The sequence below is a fragment of the Antarctobacter sp. genome, from assembly GCF_048262615.1.
Lineage (GTDB): Bacteria > Pseudomonadota > Alphaproteobacteria > Rhodobacterales > Rhodobacteraceae > Antarctobacter.
This window is the reverse complement of record NZ_JBLXFB010000045.1, coordinates 1-18192: the sequence shown is the minus strand read 5'-3', so window position 1 is coordinate 18192 and position 18192 is coordinate 1. Positions and strand designations below refer to the sequence as shown.

Below are 18192 nucleotides of genomic sequence, written 5' to 3'. Positions count from 1 at the left end.
GTCTGGTCGAGTTCTACCGCTCGCCGGCCCGCGTGGCATGGTCGCCGACCGGCACCAACGTGCCTGACTACCCCAAGCTGGCACAGCTGTGGTGGCAGAACATCGGTGACGCCATGTCCGGCGCCAAGACACCTCAGCAGGCCCTCGACGCACTCTGCGCCGATCAGGAAAAGGTGCTGGAGCGTCTGGAGCGTGCGGGTATCCAGGGCGACATCGGCCCCAAGCTGAACGAAGAGCGTGACGCCGAATACTGGTTCGCCCAGCCCGGTGCGCCCTACGCCAAGCTGGCCGACGAAGACGAAGAGCCCAAGACCGTCAGCTACGATGAGCTGATCAAGTCCTGGCAATAAACGTTCCTCCCCGGTCGGGGCCCTTCGGGGCCTCGGCCACCTTTGCCAAGTCCAGGGCAAAGCCCTAACCAGCACTTTCCTTTCGGTTTTGACAGGTCTTTCGCCGCACCCGCCTCTGCCCGGTGCCGCAGGTTTTGCAAGCAGTTGGCTACTTTTTGATGCGGCGTCCTTTGGCATCGAACAGCATCGCATCGCCATCCGTCCAATCGACAGCAATACCGTCCCCCTCTGCCGGGATCGGGTGCGCGGCGTCCTGGCGCGCGGTGATCTGGCTGCCATCGGACAGACGGCAATGGATCAGGGTCTCGGCCCCCAACGCCTCTGTATAGGCGACCGTCGCCTGTAGACGGCCTTCTTTGCCCAGCGACAGGTGCTCTGGCCGGATGCCAAGGCGGGTGCCTGCGGAAAGACCGGGCACCAGTCCCCCATCAAGAAAGTTCGTCGGCGGAGAGCCGATGAACCCGGCAACAAAGGCGGTCTGTGGATTGGCGTAGACGTCAAGCGGTTTGCCGATCTGGTCGGCGACGCCACCGTTCATCACCACCATGCGATCGGCCAGCGTCATCGCCTCGACCTGATCATGGGTGACGTATAGCGCGGTTACGCCCAACTCACGCTGCAACGCCTTGATTTCCAGCCGCATCTGAACCCGCAATTTGGCGTCGAGGTTGCTCAGCGGTTCGTCGAACAGGAACACGGCGGGTTTGCGCACGATGGCACGGCCCATGGCCACGCGCTGACGCTGTCCCCCGGACAGTTCGCGCGGCTTGCGCCTCAGATACGGCTCCAACTGCAAGAGTTTGGCGGCGGCGGCAACACGGTGCTCGATCTCTGACCGGGCAACCTTGGCGATCTTGAGCCCATAAGCCATGTTGTCGAAAACCGACATATGCGGGTAAAGTGCGTAGTTCTGAAAAACCATCGCGATATCGCGTTCCATCGGCTCTTGGTCATTGACCACATTGCCGTTTATGCGCACCTCGCCGGATGTGATGGTCTCAAGGCCCGCAACCATCCGCAGTAAGGTGGACTTGCCACAGCCGGATGGGCCGACAATCACGATGAATTCGCCATCTGCAATGTCGAGGTCGACGCCGTGGATGACCTCGGTTTTGCCGAAGGATTTCCTGACGTTTTGAAGCGTGACAGTCGCCATTATTTCTCGCTCTCCACCAGTCCGCGCACGAACAGCCGCTGCATGCCGACAACCACCAGCACCGGCGGGACCATCGCCAGAATCGAGGTCGCCATGATCACCGGCCAGTCGGCAATGTCGTCCCCGCTGGGGAACATCTGTTTGATGCCCATGACAATTGTGTTCATCTCCGGGTCCGTCGTGATCAGCAGCGGCCAAAGGTATTGGTTCCAGCCATAGATGAACAGGATCACGAACAAGGCCGCGATGTTTGTCCGGCTCATCGGCAGCAGGATGTCAAAGAAGAACCGCATCGGCTTGGCCCCGTCGACCCTTGCGGCCTCGGCCAGTTCATCCGGAACCGTCATAAAGAACTGACGGAAGAGGAAGGTCGCGGTGGCCGAGGCTATCAATGGCAGGATCAGCCCCTGATAGCTGTTGAGCATCTTGAAGTTGGCGATCACCTCATAGGTGGGCACAATTCGCACCTCGATTGGCAGCATCAAGGTCAGGAAGATCAGCCAAAAGAACAGCTTTCGCAGCGGAAAGCGGAAGTAAACGATGGCAAACGCCGACAGGAGCGAGATCGCGATTTTTCCCAGCGCAATGCCCATTGCCATGATCAGCGAATTCAACAGCATTGCTGCAACAGGGGCGTTCACCCCGGATTTGAGGGCGCGCGCGTAGTTCTCAAAGAATTGGTCGCCGGGCCAGAGCGGCATCGGCGGGCGCACGATCTCTGGCTGAGAGACGGTCGAGGCGACAAACGCCAGCCAGATCGGGAAGAAGATGAACAGGACGCCGATGATCAGCCCCAGATGGGTCAGCCAAAGACCGACGCCGCGCTTTTCCACCATGCCACTTGTCTGGGCCATCAGTAATGCACCCTGCGTTCGATGAATTTGAACTGCACAACGGTCAGGATCGACACCAGCACCAGCAGCACAACCGATTGCGCCGCGGATGAGCCCAGATCCTGCCCGACAAACCCGTCCGAAAAGACCTTGTAGACAAGGATGGTTGTCGCCTGTTGCGGCCCGCCGCTGGTGATCGTGTGGATGACGCCGAAGGTTTCGAAAAAGGCGTAGATGATGTTCACCACCAACAGGAAAAACGTGGTGGGCGACAAGAGCGGGAAGACGATGGTGCGGAACCGCGTCCAGAAATGCGCGCCATCAATGGCGGCGGCCTCTATGACCGATTTGGGAATGGCCTGAAGGCCCGCAAGGAAGAACAGGAAGTTATAACTGATCCGGCCCCATGCAGAGGCCACGACAACAAGGCCCATCGCCTCGCCCTCGTTCAGGACATGGTTCCAGTCATATCCCAAAGTGCCAAGATACCACGACACGACCCCGACGCGGGTGTTGAACATGAACAGCCACAGCACACCGGCCACCGCAGGGGCGACCGCGTAGGGCCAGATGAGCAGGGTCCGATAGGTGCCCGACCCTTTGATCAGCCGATCCGCCAAAAGCGCGAGGTACAGCGCGACTCCCATGGAAACCAGCGTGACGAGGATCGAAAAGACCGCCGTCGTCACAAAGGACGCGCGGTAATACGGATCGCCAAACAGGTACTCGAAATTCCCCAAACCCACCCATTGCATCGACAGGCCGAACGGGTCGGGAATAAAGAGCGACTGCCAGATCGCTTGCCCTGCGGGGTAGAAGAAAAAGACAGCCGTGATGACGATCTGCGGCAGAACCAGCAGGATCGGCAACCAGATGCCTTTGAAAGTGACGCGCTTTTCCATGGTTTGATGGGGCTGCCCCGGCGGACCGGGGCAGCCGCTTTCCGATTAACGCGAGGCTTGCTCGAACCGGCGCAGCAGCGCGTTGCCGCGTGTTACGGCACTGTCGAGCGCGGTTTGCGCGTCTTTGTCACCGGCCCAGACGGCCTCCAGCTCTTCGTCGATGATGCCACGGATCTGATCGAACGACCCAAGACGCAGACCTTTGGAATTGGCGGTCGGCTCTTTCGCGGTCATCTGGATCACGGCGATGTCGGTGCCGGGGTTTGCATCGTAGAACCCGTCCATCCGGGTCTTTTCACCCGCTTCCGTGGTGATCGGCAGATAGCCGGTGTCCTGATGCCATTTGGCCTGAATTTCCGGCGATGACAGGAAGTTCAGGAACGCCGCGACAGCCTTGTAATCCTCGTCGCTCTGACCTTCCATCACCCAGAGAGAGGCACCGCCGATGATGGTGTTCTGAGGCTCATCCACCAGCGCCGACCAATAGGGCAGGGGGCGCACGTCAAAGTCAAATTCCGCCTCGGCCTTGATCCCGGCATAGCCTGCCGAGCTTTCGGTAAAGAGCGCACATTCACCGGCGCGGAAGTTTGCGCCACCTTCGTTGCGGCGACCGGCGTAGATGAACTTGCCGTCTTTCGCCCAGTCCCCCATGGCCGAGATATGCGCAACCTGGATCGGACCGTTGAACGCCAGTTCGGTGTCGGTTCCGCCAAAGCCGTTGTCCTTGGTGGCGAACGGCGTGTCATGGTAGGCCGACAGGTTTTCGAGGTGAATCCAGCTTTGCCATGCGGTGGTCATCGGGCAATCGACGCCTGCCGCCTTCAGTTGGTCCAGTGTCGTGCCGACATTTTCCCAAGTGGACAGGTCGGTGTCGGGGTCAATCCCGGCTTCTTCCAGCTTGTCGCGGTTCACCCACAAGACCGGGGTGGACGAGTTGAACGGCAGCGACAGCATGTTGCCATCGGGCGAGGTGTAGTACCCTTTGACAGAGCCGATGTATTTCGACTGATCGAACTCGGCACCGGCGTCGGCCATCACCTCATAAACCGGCTTTACCGCGCCTTTGGCCCCCATCATCGTGGCGGTGCCGACCTCGAACACCATCAGGATATCGGGTTGCTCGCCCGCGCGAAACGCGGCGATGCCTGCGTTCAGGGTTTCCGAATAGTTGCCCTTGTGGCTGGCGACGACCGTGTAGTCGCCTTGGCTGGCGTTGAAGGTTTCGACCTGTTCGGCCACCAGATCGCCCAGACGACCGGTGAAGGCGTGCCAGAACTCGATTTCGGTCTGAGCGAATGCAGCCTGCGCCGAGCAGAGAACCGCAGCGGTCGCGATCGCGGATGTTGTATGTCTCATCAGTCTTCTCCCTAAATTTGACAAGTCGTCGATGGATTTTCGGTCCCGCTGTTCTTCGCGGTTTTTTGTAACGTTCTTACGTCAGGATCAGCATTTTCGTCATGGCCGGTCCACTACGAAATCGGGAATGATTCCAGCCCGTTGGATGGCATCTTCCACATCCATACCGGCAAAGAACCCGTAGTTGGCGATCAAGGCGGATTTTATGCCACTGGTCTGCGCGCCCAGTATATCGGTGTGCAGACTGTCGCCGATCATGACGACACGCGATTTGTCGACGGGGCCCAGCCGGGACAGGGCCTGTTCGAAAACATCCGGAAACGGCTTGCCGTAAAACGTGGGCTTGACGCCGACGCGGTCCGCCAGTTGGTGAGCGAAAAAGCCCGGCTCTTGCGAAAAGCCGCTTTCGCGCGGGGCGACGATATCGGGGTTGGCGACAAGTACCGGCCTTGGCTGTGTCTTCAGCGCATTTTCCAGCAGGGTCTGACGTTCAGAGGTCCACAGTGCGCTGCCCATCAGCAAAAAACCATCGACCTCGTCGAACACGCAGGCTTCATCCCCCAGAACAGCCATGTCGAGCGTCCCGAGGTCGTCGAACACCGAATGCGCGGGCGCCATGACGCCCCACCGCATGTTGTTGTGTCCGTTCATCGCCGCCGCCAATGCGGTGCGGCTGGTCACGATATCCGACAGGTCGAACTGGTAGCCCAGCCGGCGATACTTTTGCAGCAGGTCGCGGGCAGGCAGGCTGGCGGCGTTTGAGACCACGGATACGGATTTGCCCGCAGCTTTCAGGTCGCCGATACGCTCAGCGGTGCCGGGAATGGCGGTTTCTCCGATGTTCAGAACCCCAAAGGCGTCCAGAAGAAAGACGTCGAATTCATCGGCGATCTCGGCAAGCGTTGCGACATGCCGGGTGGGCGGGGCCGGCGGAACAGGGCTTGGCAGACGGTGCCTGACCGCTTCATAGGCTGCAAAGGCCTCTTCTGCGGTCAAGCTCATCATATGATTGCGCCCCGAACCTTGGCCGACACCCATTCGCTGATAACCACGGCGGCAAGGATCACAAGCAGGATCAGGCTGACCTGCGGCCATGCCAGTACGTTCAGCGAGGATGACAGTTGCAGGCCGATGCCGCCCGCGCCGACCAGTCCCAGAACGGTTGATTCCCGGATGTTGATGTCCCACCGAAAGACCGCCACGCCGGCAAAGGCGGGCATGATCTGGGGGACGATCCCGTAGGCCATGACCTGCCAGCGCGACGCGCCCGTGGCGGTGATTGCCTCGACCTGCGCATGGTCGATCTCTTCAATCGCTTCATACAGCAGCTTGGCGCAGAACCCGATCGAGCGGATCGCGATGGCGACAACGCCTGCAAACACGCCGGGGCCGATGATGGCGATCAGCAACAGCGCCCAGATCAGCGAATTGATGGAGCGTGTCGAGACGATGATCAGCAGAGCAATGGGCCGGATGAACAGCTTTGAGGGCGTCGTGTTGCGCGCGGCCAGAAAGGCCACCGGCACCGACAGGATCAGCGCGATGATCGTGCCCAGCGTTGCGATATTCAGCGTGTCCCAGATCGGGCGGCCCAGTTGGGTAATGTACTCCCACCGGGGCGGCGTTGCGCGGGTCCAGATGTCGTTGGCGATGCGGGGCGCATCCCACACGAAGAACCATGTGGTGGCTTCGGAAATCCGTTGCCAGCAGACCATGAAAACTGCGACGCCAATCAGCCAGCCAAACCAGCGCAGCAGGCTTTCGCGTCTGCTGCGGCGTTTCCAGATCTGTGCGCCGTCCCGTTCGAATACCGGCATTACTGAACCCTCGCCCGGATGATGCCCGATAGGTATTCCAGCGCCATGACGATCACGATGATCAGGATCAGGATCGCCGCCGCCGTGTCGTATTCATAGCGGTCGAAGGCGGTGTTCAGCGTTGCGCCGATCCCGCCCGCGCCGACAAGGCCGAGGATCGCGCTTTCGCGGAAATTGATGTCGATCCGGTACATCGACAGGCCGACCAGACGGGGCATGACCTGCGGTTGAACGCCGTAGTTGATATACTGCATCCAGCGCGCGCCACTGGCTTTGACGGCTTCGGCCTGCACGCGGTCCATCGACTCGATGTCTTCGGCCAGCAGCTTTGACAAGAACCCGATGGTCGCAAACGACAGCGTCAGGAAACCCGCCAGCGGGCCAAAGCCAAAGATGGCCACAAGCAGGATCGCAACGATGATTTCCTGCAAGGCCCGGCTAACTGCAACAATGCCACGGCACACCAGATAGACCGGCATCGGCGCGATGTTCCGGGCCGCGCCAAGGCCGATGGGAATGGAAATCGCGATTCCGACAACAGAGGCCGCGACTGTCATCACGATGCTTTCAAGCAGCCCTTCCCAGATATCGCTGGAGCGCGAGACAAAGTCCGGCCGGGTAAAGGACAAAACGAACTGCCACCCACGGTCGAGGCCAGCATAAACGCGCCCCCAATCCACCTCGATGGTCAGGAAAGCCGCGATCAGATACGCGACAAAGCCCACCACAAGAGCCCACCGCAATTTTGGGTTGGCGACAAAGGGCGGCTTGCGCCAGCCTTTGCCCAGAACATCGTCAAGCTCTCGATGGCTCATTCCGCGGCCTCGATATCTTCGTCGTCCTCGACTTTTTCGATGGTCGCTTCCCAGTCTTCCTCGCCGTAGATTTCGGTCAGCTTGTCACTGGTCAGCCCGGTGGGCGGGCCGTCAAAGACGATTTCGCCAAACCGCAGCCCCACGATGCGCGGCACGAACATTTGCGCCAGCGCCACGTCATGGATGTTGATGATCGCGGCCAACCCCCGTTCCAGACAAAGCTCGGTGATCAGCCGCATGATCTGGCGGCTTGTCTTCGGGTCCAGAGAGGCGGTGGGTTCGTCCACCAGCAGCAGCTTGGGGTTCTGGATCAAGGCGCGGCAGATGCCGACACGCTGGCGCTGCCCGCCCGACAATTCGTCCGCGCGTTTGTCGGCCATGTGCAACAGCCCCACCCGGTCAAGCAGGCGAAAGGCCTCATCCACATCCGACTGCGGAAAGCGGCGCAGGAAACTGCGCCAAAAGCCGACGTAGCCAAGTCGGCCCGACAGAACGTTTTCCATCACCGTCAGCCGTTCGACCAGAGCGTATTCCTGAAAGATCATGCCCATGGACCGGCGCGCCTTGCGCAGCGCCGAGGTGCCCAGTTTGGCAAGATCGGTGTCTTCCAGCATCACCTCGCCGCTGGTGGGTTCCACCAGCCGGTTGATGCAGCGGATCATGGTTGATTTCCCCGCGCCAGACGGCCCGATCAGCGCCAGAACCTGACCGGCGGGGACTTTCAGATCAATCGCCTTCAGCGCCTGATCACCCGTTTTGTATGTTTTTGTAAGCTTTTGAAGGCGCAGCATTCATCGACCCTTTGCCGGGGTGCATGGCAGGCCCCTTGGGGGCCCGCCAAATTGAGGTGTGGCTTACTCGCAGGCGTAGGAAACGCCGTTTGCCGCGTCGATCTTGCGGATGACCTCCCAGAATTCCTTGTAGGTCATCTCAAGGAACTGGCCTTCGTTCGACTTTTCGAATTCGGCCTGAAGCGAGGTGCCGTCCCATTCGAAGTTGAAAAAGGCATTGCGGATCTTGTCCTGCAATTCAGGCTTCAGATTATAGACAGTGCCAAACCCGGTCGTCGGGAACGTCTGCGACTTGTAGATCGTCACAACGTCGTCTTCCTTGATGACGTCGCGCAGGATCATCCGTGACTTGACTGAGTTGGCAATCGACGCGGCCATGTAATCCTTGTTGGCGACACCCAGGATCGAGTTGTCGTGCTTGCCCGAAAAGACCGGCTCAAAGTCGCGGTCGGGCAGCAGATCGAAGTCACCTTTGAGGATGGCCGACGGTGCCTTGAAGCCAGAGTTGGACGTGGGTGAGGTAAAGGCCAGTTGCTTGCCTTTAAGGTCCTCGACCTTTTCGATGCCAGAACCGGGGTATGTGATGATCTCCATCTCATAGCCAAAGTTGCCGTCTTTCGACGCCATGATGGTGAACGGCCGGAAACCCGCGCAGTTGACAGCCAAAGGGTTGGAGCCGGTGTTGAAACCCGCGATATGCAACCGGCCCGAGCGCATGGCCTCGATCTGAGCGGCGTTGTTCTGAACCGGGAAGAACATGACCTTTTTGCCGGTTTCGGCCTCAAGGTGGTCAAGGAAATCCGACCACGCGGTTTTGTAAACGGCGGGGTCTTCGACCGGCGTATAGGCAAAGATCAGCGTGTCGGGGTCGATCTGATCCGCGGGATCGGTCGGAATATCGGCAATCAGATCGCCGTCCACATCGCAAAAGCGTGCGTCCAGATCGCCGCGCGGACAATCCTGAGCCGACGCGGTCGTGCCCATCGAAAGGAGCGCAAGTGCAGACGCGCCCAGCAGAAGTTTGAAATTGAATGTCATGTCTTCCTCCCAGATTTGCGACCGTTGGGGCCGCCATTTTTTTTCTTTTCACTCCTGATCAGCGACCAGAATGGTAACATCGGCCCCAACGAGGGCGGTCAGCAAGTCCCCTTTTGGTTTGCTGTCGGTGACAACCGTATCCAACTCGTCAAGCGATCCAACCAGCGCCAACCCCTTTCGACCGAATTTCTGGCCGTCAATCAGCAAGTGCCGCCGTGCCCCTTGGCGCAGCATCATGCGTTTGACCGACGCGAATCCCCTGACGGTTTCGGACGGCCCCTCCTCGGACAATCCTGATGCGCCGATCATGCAATGATCAACATGGAATCTCCTCAGGAACTCCAAAGTCTCGGTTCCGACCAGTGCGGATTCGGCAGGCAGGTATTCGCCGGGACACAACAGGACTTCGGGCGCACCATGTCCCAGCGTCATGGCAACCGGGATCGAATTGGTGATGACCGTGCAGGGCGTGCCCAGATAGGCCAGAGACCGCGCCATCTGGATCGTGGTGGACCCGGAATCGATCATGACGGTTTGTCCGCTCTGCACCAGTCCGGCGGCCTTCATTCCGATGCGTGCGCGCTCTTCGATCAAGGCATTGGTGCGTTCATCCAGACCCGGATAGTGCCCTTGCGACGGAGCTGACGCGCCGCCGTGCGCCCGGCTGATCAGCCCGTCATCGGCCAGCGCGTCAAAGTCCCGGCGGACCGTTTCGGTCGACACCTGAAAGCGGTCCGCCAACTCGCTGATCCGAACATGCGGGCGCAGCTTGAGTTCCAGCAGAATTTGACGCCGACGTTCGGATTTCTTGATCCGGTCCGAAGCCACTTTCCTTGTTCCCTCTGATGTCGAGGTTTCCACCATGTGCCCCACCGACTCGTGATCTGCCATCAGGATTGTGGTGTTTCGGGCGTTTTTGCAATAATTTTTGTTGCATAAGCTGCATTCTGGTGCTGATGTTTTTGAATACATGCCATCGGACACAGGGTCGTGCCCGTGGTGGAAAGGAATGAAAACTGACCTTGGTGCTAACCCCTTGATCCTTTTGTCGGTAAATCTGGCTGCTGCCGTGGCCCTGTTGCTGTGGTCGGTCCGCTTGATCCGGACCGGGGTGGAACGCGCGTTTATGCCAGAGTTGCGGCGTCACCTGAAAAGCCTGTCCCACCGGCCGGTTTCTGCCGCCGCTGGGGGCAGCGTTGCGGCCATGTTGCTGCAAAGTTCGACGGCCGTCGCGCTGATCGGCGGTGGCTTTGTCGCCTCCGGGATGTTGGCCCCGCCCTCGGCGCTGGCGCTGCTTCTGGGGGCGGATCTGGGCTCGGCCGCGATGGCCCGAGTGCTCATGTCCCCGGTCGAGGTGGTCATTCCTTTCCTGCTGCTGATCGGCATTTTGACATTTTTCAATGCACGGTCCCGCAAGGCCAAGCAGGTCGGTCGGATCGTGATCGGCTTTGCGCTTGTTCTGGTCTCGCTGCAAATGATCCGGACCGCCACCACCCCGATCGGCGAAAACGAAATCGTTCAGGCCACTGCCGCCTATTTTGCCAACGATCTGCTCAGCGCGTTCCTGATCGGCGCGGTCCTTGCGTGGATCATGCATTCCAGCCTTGCCGCGATCCTGACGTTTGCCACCTTTGCCGCGTCGGGCCTGATCGCCGTCCCGGTTGCCGCTGCGCTGGTCATCGGCGCGAACCTTGGCGGTGCGGTTGTGCCCTTGGTGCTGCTGTCGGCGGCCCCAAGACCCGTGCGTCAGGTTGTTGTCGGAAACCTGCTGGCCCGCGGGGGCATGACCCTTGCCGCGCTGTGTCTGGTTGTCTTTGACGTGCTCGACCTGTCGCGCCTTGGGCCGGATGCCGGGCAACAGGTTGTGATGCTGCACATCCTGTTGAACGCGGCGCTGGTGGTCATCGGTCTGTCGGGTCTGCGGCTGCTCATCCGGTTTTCCGGCGCGCTTGTCCCGGTCGCCAAAGTCGATGCCGATCCCACCGTCAGCGCGCTTGATCCGAAGGCCCTGGAAAATACCGATTACGCGCTGGCATGCGGCCAACGCGAACTGCTGCGCATGGCCGAAACCGTTCAGGCCATGCTGATCCCCGTCATGGGGCTGTTTCGGGAGTGGAATCCGCAGGTCGCGCAACTGATCGAAAAGCGCGAAGACGCGGTTGACCGGATGCATTTCGAAACCAAGATCTATCTCTCAAAACTACGCGACAAGAGCGGTTCCGGGGCGCAGCCGCAAAGCTCGGTCGAGCTGGTCGCCTTGGCAAACCATCTGGAAGAAGCCGCCGACAAAATCGCGGTCAACCTTCTGGCGCTGGCAAAGAAAATGAATGACGAGGCGGTTTCATTTTCTGAACAGGGGTTGGCGGATATCGAACAGTTCCACGATCAGGTTGTCACCAACACGCAATTGGCGCTGAATGTCCTCACGACGGGCGACGCCGAGGCCGCGCGCCAGTTGGTCGCGGAAAAGGATCGTGTCCGGATAGAAGAGCAGCGGTTGCAAGCCCGGCACCTGAACCGTCTCAGAAAGCAGCCCGCCGCAAGCGTCGAGACCACAAACATCCATCAGGAAACTCTGCGGCTATTCAAGCAGATCAATGCCGCGCTTTGCTATGTCGCCTATCCGATTGCCGAAAAGACCGGCGACCTCCTTGGCAGCCGCCTTGCGCAGCCAAGATATGCGGCGGGTTCAACATGATGCGCGCGGACGATCCGGCGCAGCAGATTGCCGCCCTTCCTGTCCGTCGCGACAAGAAAGGCAAGTTGCGTGTTCTGATGGTCACCTCGCGCGATACCGGGCGCTGGGTGATGCCAAAAGGCTGGCTGATGGACGGAAAGAAGCCATGGCGCGCCGCCGAGATCGAAGCCATGGAAGAGGCGGGAGCGGTTGGCTACATTTCCAACACCGCAATCGGCACCTATCACTATACAAAGCAAATGGATGACGGCAGCAATATCCGCTGTTGTGTAACGGTCTATCCGATGATGGTCGAACGGCTGAAGCGGCGCTGGAAGGAACGCAAAGAGCGAACGCGCCATTGGTTTTCACCCAAGAAGGCCGCGAAACTGGTCGATGAGACTGAACTGACCGCCTTGCTGACCGAGTTGGCGAAACAGCCCACCGGGCAGCCGGGCATGAAGGCGTTGCTGAAAGCATCGTGAGGAAGCGCAGACAATAAGCCGGGAAAACCGGCCAACATTCATTTCTGGGAGGAAAGACATGAAGAAAATTACGCTTACACTGGCCGGATCGCTGATTGCGCTCTCGGCGTCGGTCACGGCGTCCTATGCGGACAAGCTGACGTTCTATTGCAGCGCGCAAGAGGACTGGTGCCAACTGATGGCCCGCAGCTTTGAGGACGCGACCGGCATCGACGTCAACATGACGCGCAAATCCTCGGGTGAGACCTTTGCCCAGATCCGCGCCGAGGCGGTGAACCCGAAGGGCGATGTCTGGTGGGGGGGCACCGGCGATCCGCACTTGCAGGCTGCCGAAGAGGGCCTGACCGAGGAATACATGTCGCCCATGCGCGACCAGTTGCATGACTGGGCCATCCGTCAGGCGGAAAGCGCGGGAAACAGAACCATCGGCATCTATTCCGGCGCGCTTGGCTATGGCTACAACACCGACCTGCTGGCCGCGAACAACCTGCCGGAACCGGCCTGCTGGAAGGATCTGCTCAAGCCCGAGTACAAGCAGCACGTCCAGATGGCGAACCCCAATTCGTCCGGTACGGCCTACACCACGCTGGCCTCGATCATCCAGATCTTCGGTGAGGATGAGGGCTTTGAGTTCATGAAGGGCCTGCATGCCAATATCAACCAGTACACCAAATCCGGCTCTGCCCCGATCAAGGCGGCGGGACGCGGTGAGAACACCATCGGCATCGTCTTTATGCACGATGCGGTGGCGCAGGCGGTTGCCGGCTTCCCGATAAAGGTTGTCGCCCCGTGTGAGGGCACCGGCTATGAGATCGGCTCGATGTCGATCGTCAAAGGCGCGCGCAACATGGATGAGGCCAAAAAGTTCTACGACTGGGCCTTGTCCGTCGACGCGCAGAACCTTGCGCTGCAAGTCAACGCCTTTCAGGTGCCGTCGAACAAGGGGGCCAAAACCTCGGACAAGGCACCGGACATGGCAAGCATCAAGCTGATCGACTATGACTTTGTGAAATACGGGTCGTCCGATGAGCGCAAGCGCCTGCTGCAAAAGTGGGACGAAGAAGTCTCGGTCCTGCCGCAGTAACGAATGCGCACTCCTGCAAGTGAACGGGCCACCCACCCGGTATTGATCTTCTGGATCATCGCCGGGTGGGTCGGGTTCTGCATCCTGCCCTGGTATGGGGTCGAGGACGGTTTCTGGTCGTTTGCGTGGCTGATGAACGGCTATCCATTCGACGAGGATTTTGCCCCTGCCGCCTTTCTGATCGCGCAGGGCGAAAAGCTGTGGCTGGCGCCTTTGGTGATCCCCTTGGCAATGCCTTTGCTGGTGCTTGGCCGGTTGAAATCCGATCCGCTGTTCGCGCGCATCCTGATCCTTGCCGGGGCGCTGGGCTTTGGCTGGCTGATCGCGCAGGGCTTTGGCATCGGCATTCGCGGCTTCAATTTCGATTGGCTGAAGGCCCTCTTCGGAGAGCTTGGCGACCGCCAGTTCGGCATGGGCTACGGCGCGATGATCTGCGCGACGGCCTTTCTGTTTCTGTTCACTCAGGGCATCGCGGCGCGGGGCGCGATCAATGGCGACGTCTTTGTTGTCAGCGCCATTGGCGGTGTCATCGTGATTGTCACCGCATTTGTGTTCTTTCCCATCGCCAAGATGCTGTTCGCCGCCTTTGTCACCGAAGACGGCAGCTATTCCGTCACCGTGTTTTTTGCCAAGTTTATGGACAACCGGCTCTGGGGGCTTGGCTGCCTCTGGGGCGCGCGCTGCGGCGTTGCGTGGAACTCGCTGTTTCTGGCCATTGCGGTGGGTCTGCTCACCACCGTTCTGGGCCTTGCCTTTGCCCTTGTCGTGACCCGGTCGGGGTTTCGCTACAAACGCGCGCTGCGTGCCTTGACGGTTCTGCCGATCATCACGCCGCCTTTTGTGATCGGATTGGCGCTGATCCTGCTGTTCGGTCTGTCCGGCACCGTGACGGTCTACTTCGCCGACCTTTTCGGGATGCAACCGACCCGTTGGCTGTATGGTTTGCCCGGCGTGCTGATCGCGCAAACGCTGGCGTTCACGCCCATTGCTTTCCTCGTGCTGATTGGCGTCGTTGAAGGCGTCAGCCCCTCGATGGAAGAAGCCGCGCAGACGCTGCGCGCCAACAAGTGGCAGGTCTTCCGCACGGTTTCCCTGCCGCTGATGCGTCCGGGTCTTGCCAACGCCTTCCTTCTTGGCTTCATCGAAAGCATGGCCGATTTCGGCAACCCGCTGGTGCTTGGCGGCAACTTTGACGTGCTGTCGACAGAGATCTTCTTTGCCATCGTCGGTGCGCAATACGATCAGGGACGCGCTGCCGTTCTGGCCATGGTCCTGCTGTTCTTCACGCTGTCGGCGTTCTACGCGCAACGCGCATGGCTGGGCAAAAAGAGCTATACAACCGTGTCAGGCAAAGGCGATGCGGGCGTGCACCCGCTGATGCCAAGCGGCCTTGCTATCCCGGTGATGGTTGTCGCGCTTGGTTGGGCGCTGTTCACGGCGCTGGTCTATGTCATGATCATCTATGGCAGCGTGGTCGACCTGTGGGGCGTCAACAACGCGCTGACGTTCAAACATTATGTCACCGCGTTTTCTGTCCGGTTCGAGGCCGAAGGCATCCGCTGGACGGGGGCCGCATGGGACAGTTTCTGGACCACGATCATGATCGCCGCCATCGCGGCGCCACTGACCGCCGCCGTGGGTCTGATCACGGCCTATCTGCTGACACGCCAGACGTTCGCAGGCAAAAACGCGTTCGAGTTCGGCACAATGCTGTCCTTCGCCATTCCGGGGACGGTGATCGGCGTCAGCTATATCCTTGCCTTCAACGTGCCGCCGATCGAGATCACCGGCACCGGCATCATCCTTGTGATCAGTTTTATCTTCCGCAACATGCCGGTGGGCGTGCGCGCGGGCATCGCCTCGATGAGTCAGTTGGACAAGTCTCTGGACGAAAGCTCGCTGACGCTGGGCGCAAACTCATGGCAGACCTTCCGGCGCGTGATCCTGCCACTATTGCGCCCGGCGATCCTTGCCGCGCTGGTCTACAGTTTTGTGCGGGCGATGACGGCCATCTCGGCGGTGATCTTCCTTGTGTCGGCGGAATACGACATGGCCACCAGCTATATTATCGGCCGGGTTGAAAACAACGATTACGGCCTTGCCATCGCCTATTCCACCACGCTGATCTTTGTCATGCTGGCCGCCGTCGGACTGCTGCAAGTTGTGGTGGGGCGGGTGCAGATCGGGCGGCGCACCCAACACGGATCGGAGAAATCGACATGAGCGACGCCATTATCAGCAGCAAAGCCGCGCCGGTCCGGTTCGAAGGTGTGTCCAAGGTCTTCGGCAAGAATGTCGTCGCTGTTGACAACATCGACCTGCATGTCGAGGCCGGGCAACTGGTGACGCTGCTGGGGCCATCGGGCTGCGGCAAGACCACGACCCTGCGGATGATCGCGGGGCTGGAGATGGCCACCTCGGGCCGTATCCTGATCGGGGATCGCGACGTGACCAAACTGCCTGCCACGGACCGCGACGTGTCGATGGTCTTTCAGTCTTACGCGCTGTTCCCGCACATGACCGTGCTGGAAAACGTCAAATACGGGCTGACCTTTTCCGGGTTCGACAAGGCAGAGGCGCGCAGCCGTGCGCTGCATGGTCTCGATCTGGTGGGGCTCAAGGGGTACGATGACCGTCTCCCCAGTGAGCTTTCGGGCGGTCAGCAACAGCGCGTTGCCGTGGCGCGGGCGCTGGTTCTGGAACCTCAGGTGCTCTTGTTCGATGAGCCGCTTTCAAACCTCGATGCCAAGTTGCGCCGTCAGGTGCGCGAAGACATCCGCGCCATCCAGAAGGACCATGGGCTGACCGTCGTCTATGTCACCCATGATCAGGAAGAGGCGCTGGCGGTTTCCGACCAGATTGTCGTGATGCGCAACGCGGCCATCGCCCAGATGGGCACCCCGCGCGAGTTGTACGAAGCCCCGAAAGACCGTTTTGTCGCTGACTTCATCGGAGAGGCGAACCTGATCACCTGCCAGATCGTTGCTGTTGAGGGCGACATGGCGACGATCGAAATAGAGGGGTATCGCCATGTGCTGCCGTCGCGCGGGCTATCCGTCGGCCCCGCCACGCTTGCGGTCCGGCCCTCACGGCTGCGGATTGGCGACGATGAGGGCATTCGTGCCACCGTCGCCAAGGCGACCTATGTCGGCGTGCGGATGGAGTACACCTTGGAAGGCGGCTTTGGTCAGGTCTTTGCCGTGCAGGACGAGGTGGATGAGCCGCTGGCTGTCGGGCGTGACGTGCGCATGTCCTTTGCCGGGAAAGGCCCCGTGCTGCTGCCGGAAAGCTAAGCCTTGTCCCGGCTGTTGTTTATCACCCATCCAGAGGTCACCATCGACCCTGAATGCCCGATACCCCAATGGTCGCTGAGCGCGGCGGGGGCGCGCCGCGCCAGCGCCTTTGCCGCCGAAGCCGCCTTTGCAGGCGTAACGCACATCTGGTCCAGCGACGAGACAAAGGCGCGCCAGACCGCTGCCCTTCTTGCCAAGCCCAACCAGCTTTCCGTCTCTGTCGATAGCGGTCTGGCCGAGAACGACAGAAGCGCCACGGGCTTTCTCCCACCGGAGGCGTTTGAGCGGGCTGCGGACAGGTTTTTTGCCGCACCCGAGGACAGCCACCAAGGGTGGGAACGCGCCTGCGATGCCCAAATCCGCATCGAAGCCGCTGTGCGCAAGATCGTCGCTCAGCATCGGGGCGGTGATCTGGCCATTGTCTCACATGGCGCGGTCGGCACCCTGCTTTATTGCAGCCTCTGCAATCTGCCTGTCGACCGGGCTTACGATCAGCCATCGCAGGGGCACTATTGGACCTCCGACCTGCCCAGCTTGAAGCCGCGCCACGGCTGGCGATCCATCGGTTGAGATCAGGCCGGCCAGGCGTCATCCGCAATGGCTTTTAGGGTGTCGAACACCAAGGGCGTTCCGACGACCACGCGGCCCCCGTCCGCGATCATCGCGTCCGCGTCCTGCGCCTCGACCCTGCCGCCTGCTTCTGCCACCAAAAGCTGTCCGGCCAGACAATCCCATGCGTTCATGTGTTCTTCGAGATACCCCAACAGCCGCCCGGCAGAGACATAGGCCAGCGACAGCGCGCCAGAGGCGTTGCGGTGGAACATGGCCCCTTCGGTAACCAGAGCAGTCACAACGGGCAGCACGTTGCCGGGGGCGACACGGTTTGAATATCCAACCGCGACGGTCCCGCTGGACAGGGGCACGCCGTCGGCCACCCGCAGAGGGGTGCCATTCAGGGTCGCGCCGCCGCCGCGTACGGCCACAAAGGTTTCATCGTGGATGGGATCATGGATCACCCCAACCCTCGTTTGCCCCTCGGACACACCGGCCAGAACGATGGTCCATGCGGGGAGGCCATTGACGAAGTTGGTCGTGCCGTCGATGGGGTCGATGACCCAGACGAACCCGCTGGTGCCGGGCTTTCTGGCCTGCTCTTCGCCGACGATCCCGTCGTCGGGGAAGGCGGCGGCAAGACGCTCCCGGATGAGGATTTCGACGTTGCGGTCCGCCTCGCTGACCCAGTCCTGATCGCCTTTTTGGTCCACGATCAGGCTGTCGCGGTCCTTGAAATATTGGAGCGCCGCTTTGCCCGCGTCCCGGCATATCTCGACCGCTGTGTTTTTCTTTGAAAGGTCCATCACGTCTTCTCTGTCGCCGGTGTGTGCGGCCATGTCGTCCGCCTCGGCAGGAGATCAGGGTCGCTTCCGGTCTGTCAAGGCGGATTGGTCCGGCGGGCTATTGGGCGGAGTTATCTGGTGGGATGGGGGCGTGGAGCATGGGGGGTGTCCACGCGTGGCGGGAAAGGTGACGTCGCGTCTTCAATGGCTTGTGGGGGCGGTTTTACGTTTGGGTAATAAACGGGCCTTCGGCGGGGG

17 protein-coding genes and 1 pseudogene are annotated in these 18192 nt (G+C 60.5%); 7 read left to right on the top strand and 11 right to left on the bottom strand.

Annotated elements, in window-relative coordinates; translation table 11 throughout:
* Nucleotides 1-350: pseudogene (locus ACN0S5_RS23215) on the top strand (carbohydrate ABC transporter substrate-binding protein); the annotation flags it as partial.
* A gap of 148 nt (nt 351-498) precedes the next feature.
* Here ACN0S5_RS23215 and ugpC read toward each other — a convergent pair.
* From ugpC to ACN0S5_RS23165, 10 genes are all read right to left on the bottom strand, one after another.
* On the bottom strand, nt 499-1506 hold the full coding sequence (ugpC, locus tag ACN0S5_RS23210) for a sn-glycerol-3-phosphate ABC transporter ATP-binding protein UgpC (RefSeq protein WP_417211596.1): 1008 nt from the start codon (nt 1504-1506) through the stop codon (nt 499-501).
* Nucleotides 1506-2342, bottom strand: coding sequence for a sn-glycerol-3-phosphate ABC transporter permease UgpE (gene ugpE / locus ACN0S5_RS23205; RefSeq protein WP_417211598.1), 837 nt, complete (start codon nt 2340-2342; stop codon nt 1506-1508). The genes ugpC and ugpE overlap by 1 nt, the downstream gene beginning before the upstream one ends.
* Before the next feature lie 17 nt (nt 2343-2359).
* Nucleotides 2360-3241 carry a sn-glycerol-3-phosphate ABC transporter permease UgpA gene (gene ugpA, locus ACN0S5_RS23200; protein WP_417211595.1) on the bottom strand — a complete coding sequence of 294 codons (882 nt, stop codon included), beginning with the start codon at nt 3239-3241 and terminating at the stop codon, nt 2360-2362.
* Between the two features lie 45 nt (nt 3242-3286).
* Nucleotides 3287-4597: a sn-glycerol-3-phosphate ABC transporter substrate-binding protein UgpB gene (gene ugpB, locus ACN0S5_RS23195; protein ID WP_417211594.1), complete on the bottom strand. Its 1311-nt coding sequence runs from the start codon at nt 4595-4597 to the stop codon at nt 3287-3289.
* Nucleotides 4598-4696: 99 nt separating this feature from the next.
* A complete protein-coding gene (locus ACN0S5_RS23190; RefSeq protein WP_417211593.1) occupies nt 4697-5602 on the bottom strand; it encodes a TIGR01459 family HAD-type hydrolase in 906 nt (301 codons plus the stop codon).
* Nucleotides 5599-6414, bottom strand: coding sequence for a phosphonate ABC transporter, permease protein PhnE (gene phnE / locus ACN0S5_RS23185; protein WP_417211592.1), 816 nt, complete (start codon nt 6412-6414; stop codon nt 5599-5601). The genes ACN0S5_RS23190 and phnE (ACN0S5_RS23185) overlap by 4 nt, the downstream gene beginning before the upstream one ends.
* Complete coding sequence (phnE, locus tag ACN0S5_RS23180; protein ID WP_417211590.1) at nt 6414-7229, bottom strand: phosphonate ABC transporter, permease protein PhnE; 816 nt, start codon at nt 7227-7229, stop codon at nt 6414-6416. Before phnE (ACN0S5_RS23180) ends, phnE (ACN0S5_RS23185) begins: the two co-directional genes overlap by 1 nt.
* Nucleotides 7226-8020: a phosphonate ABC transporter ATP-binding protein gene (gene phnC, locus ACN0S5_RS23175; protein ID WP_417211588.1), complete on the bottom strand. Its 795-nt coding sequence runs from the start codon at nt 8018-8020 to the stop codon at nt 7226-7228. Before phnC ends, phnE (ACN0S5_RS23180) begins: the two co-directional genes overlap by 4 nt.
* Before the next feature lie 63 nt (nt 8021-8083).
* Complete coding sequence (phnD, locus tag ACN0S5_RS23170) at nt 8084-9058, bottom strand: phosphate/phosphite/phosphonate ABC transporter substrate-binding protein (RefSeq protein WP_417211587.1); 975 nt, start codon at nt 9056-9058, stop codon at nt 8084-8086.
* Between the two features lie 48 nt (nt 9059-9106).
* Entirely contained in the window at nt 9107-9949 is an 843-nt protein-coding gene (locus ACN0S5_RS23165; protein WP_417211585.1) for a DeoR/GlpR family DNA-binding transcription regulator, read from the bottom strand.
* Nucleotides 9950-10067: 118 nt separating this feature from the next.
* Between ACN0S5_RS23165 and ACN0S5_RS23160 the strand changes: the two genes are divergently transcribed.
* Genes ACN0S5_RS23160 through ACN0S5_RS23135 form a run of 6 tightly spaced genes read left to right on the top strand, consistent with a single transcriptional unit; the run spans nt 10068 to nt 17167 of the window.
* Nucleotides 10068-11756 (top strand): Na/Pi cotransporter family protein, encoded by a 1689-nt coding sequence (locus tag ACN0S5_RS23160; RefSeq protein WP_417211583.1) that lies wholly within the window; start codon nt 10068-10070, stop codon nt 11754-11756.
* Nucleotides 11756-12220, top strand: coding sequence for an NUDIX hydrolase (locus tag ACN0S5_RS23155; RefSeq protein ID WP_417211582.1), 465 nt, complete (start codon nt 11756-11758; stop codon nt 12218-12220). The genes ACN0S5_RS23160 and ACN0S5_RS23155 overlap by 1 nt, the downstream gene beginning before the upstream one ends.
* Before the next feature lie 58 nt (nt 12221-12278).
* A complete protein-coding gene (locus ACN0S5_RS23150; protein WP_417211581.1) occupies nt 12279-13304 on the top strand; it encodes an ABC transporter substrate-binding protein in 1026 nt (341 codons plus the stop codon).
* Nucleotides 13305-13307: 3 nt separating this feature from the next.
* Nucleotides 13308-15527 (top strand): ABC transporter permease, encoded by a 2220-nt coding sequence (locus ACN0S5_RS23145; RefSeq protein ID WP_417211580.1) that lies wholly within the window; start codon nt 13308-13310, stop codon nt 15525-15527.
* Nucleotides 15524-16597 (top strand): ABC transporter ATP-binding protein, encoded by a 1074-nt coding sequence (locus ACN0S5_RS23140; protein WP_417211579.1) that lies wholly within the window; start codon nt 15524-15526, stop codon nt 16595-16597. Before ACN0S5_RS23145 ends, ACN0S5_RS23140 begins: the two co-directional genes overlap by 4 nt.
* A gap of 3 nt (nt 16598-16600) precedes the next feature.
* Nucleotides 16601-17167: a histidine phosphatase family protein gene (locus ACN0S5_RS23135; protein WP_417211577.1), complete on the top strand. Its 567-nt coding sequence runs from the start codon at nt 16601-16603 to the stop codon at nt 17165-17167.
* Nucleotides 17168-17169: 2 nt separating this feature from the next.
* Here ACN0S5_RS23135 and ACN0S5_RS23130 read toward each other — a convergent pair whose 3' ends face one another.
* Complete coding sequence (locus ACN0S5_RS23130) at nt 17170-17988, bottom strand: inositol monophosphatase family protein (protein WP_417211576.1); 819 nt, start codon at nt 17986-17988, stop codon at nt 17170-17172.
* Nucleotides 17989-18192: the final 204 nt, after the last annotated feature.

What these genes read in the sequence shown, in the direction of transcription:
- ugpC (WP_417211596.1), bottom strand. Translation starts at nt 1,506, where the DNA reads ATGGCGACTGTCACGCTTCAAAACGTCAGGAAATCCTTCGGCAAAACC.
- ugpE (WP_417211598.1), bottom strand. Translation starts at nt 2,342, where the DNA reads ATGGTGGAAAAGCGCGGCGTCGGTCTTTGGCTGACCCATCTGGGGCTG.
- ugpA (WP_417211595.1), bottom strand. Translation starts at nt 3,241, where the DNA reads ATGGAAAAGCGCGTCACTTTCAAAGGCATCTGGTTGCCGATCCTGCTG.
- ugpB (WP_417211594.1), bottom strand. Translation starts at nt 4,597, where the DNA reads ATGAGACATACAACATCCGCGATCGCGACCGCTGCGGTTCTCTGCTCG.
- ACN0S5_RS23190 (WP_417211593.1), bottom strand. Translation starts at nt 5,602, where the DNA reads ATGATGAGCTTGACCGCAGAAGAGGCCTTTGCAGCCTATGAAGCGGTC.
- phnE (WP_417211592.1), bottom strand. Translation starts at nt 6,414, where the DNA reads ATGCCGGTATTCGAACGGGACGGCGCACAGATCTGGAAACGCCGCAGC.
- phnE (WP_417211590.1), bottom strand. Translation starts at nt 7,229, where the DNA reads ATGAGCCATCGAGAGCTTGACGATGTTCTGGGCAAAGGCTGGCGCAAG.
- phnC (WP_417211588.1), bottom strand. Translation starts at nt 8,020, where the DNA reads ATGCTGCGCCTTCAAAAGCTTACAAAAACATACAAAACGGGTGATCAG.
- phnD (WP_417211587.1), bottom strand. Translation starts at nt 9,058, where the DNA reads ATGACATTCAATTTCAAACTTCTGCTGGGCGCGTCTGCACTTGCGCTC.
- ACN0S5_RS23165 (WP_417211585.1), bottom strand. Translation starts at nt 9,949, where the DNA reads ATGGCAGATCACGAGTCGGTGGGGCACATGGTGGAAACCTCGACATCA.
- ACN0S5_RS23160 (WP_417211583.1), top strand. Translation starts at nt 10,068, where the DNA reads ATGAAAACTGACCTTGGTGCTAACCCCTTGATCCTTTTGTCGGTAAAT.
- ACN0S5_RS23155 (WP_417211582.1), top strand. Translation starts at nt 11,756, where the DNA reads ATGCGCGCGGACGATCCGGCGCAGCAGATTGCCGCCCTTCCTGTCCGT.
- ACN0S5_RS23150 (WP_417211581.1), top strand. Translation starts at nt 12,279, where the DNA reads ATGAAGAAAATTACGCTTACACTGGCCGGATCGCTGATTGCGCTCTCG.
- ACN0S5_RS23145 (WP_417211580.1), top strand. Translation starts at nt 13,308, where the DNA reads ATGCGCACTCCTGCAAGTGAACGGGCCACCCACCCGGTATTGATCTTC.
- ACN0S5_RS23140 (WP_417211579.1), top strand. Translation starts at nt 15,524, where the DNA reads ATGAGCGACGCCATTATCAGCAGCAAAGCCGCGCCGGTCCGGTTCGAA.
- ACN0S5_RS23130 (WP_417211576.1), bottom strand. Translation starts at nt 17,988, where the DNA reads ATGGCCGCACACACCGGCGACAGAGAAGACGTGATGGACCTTTCAAAG.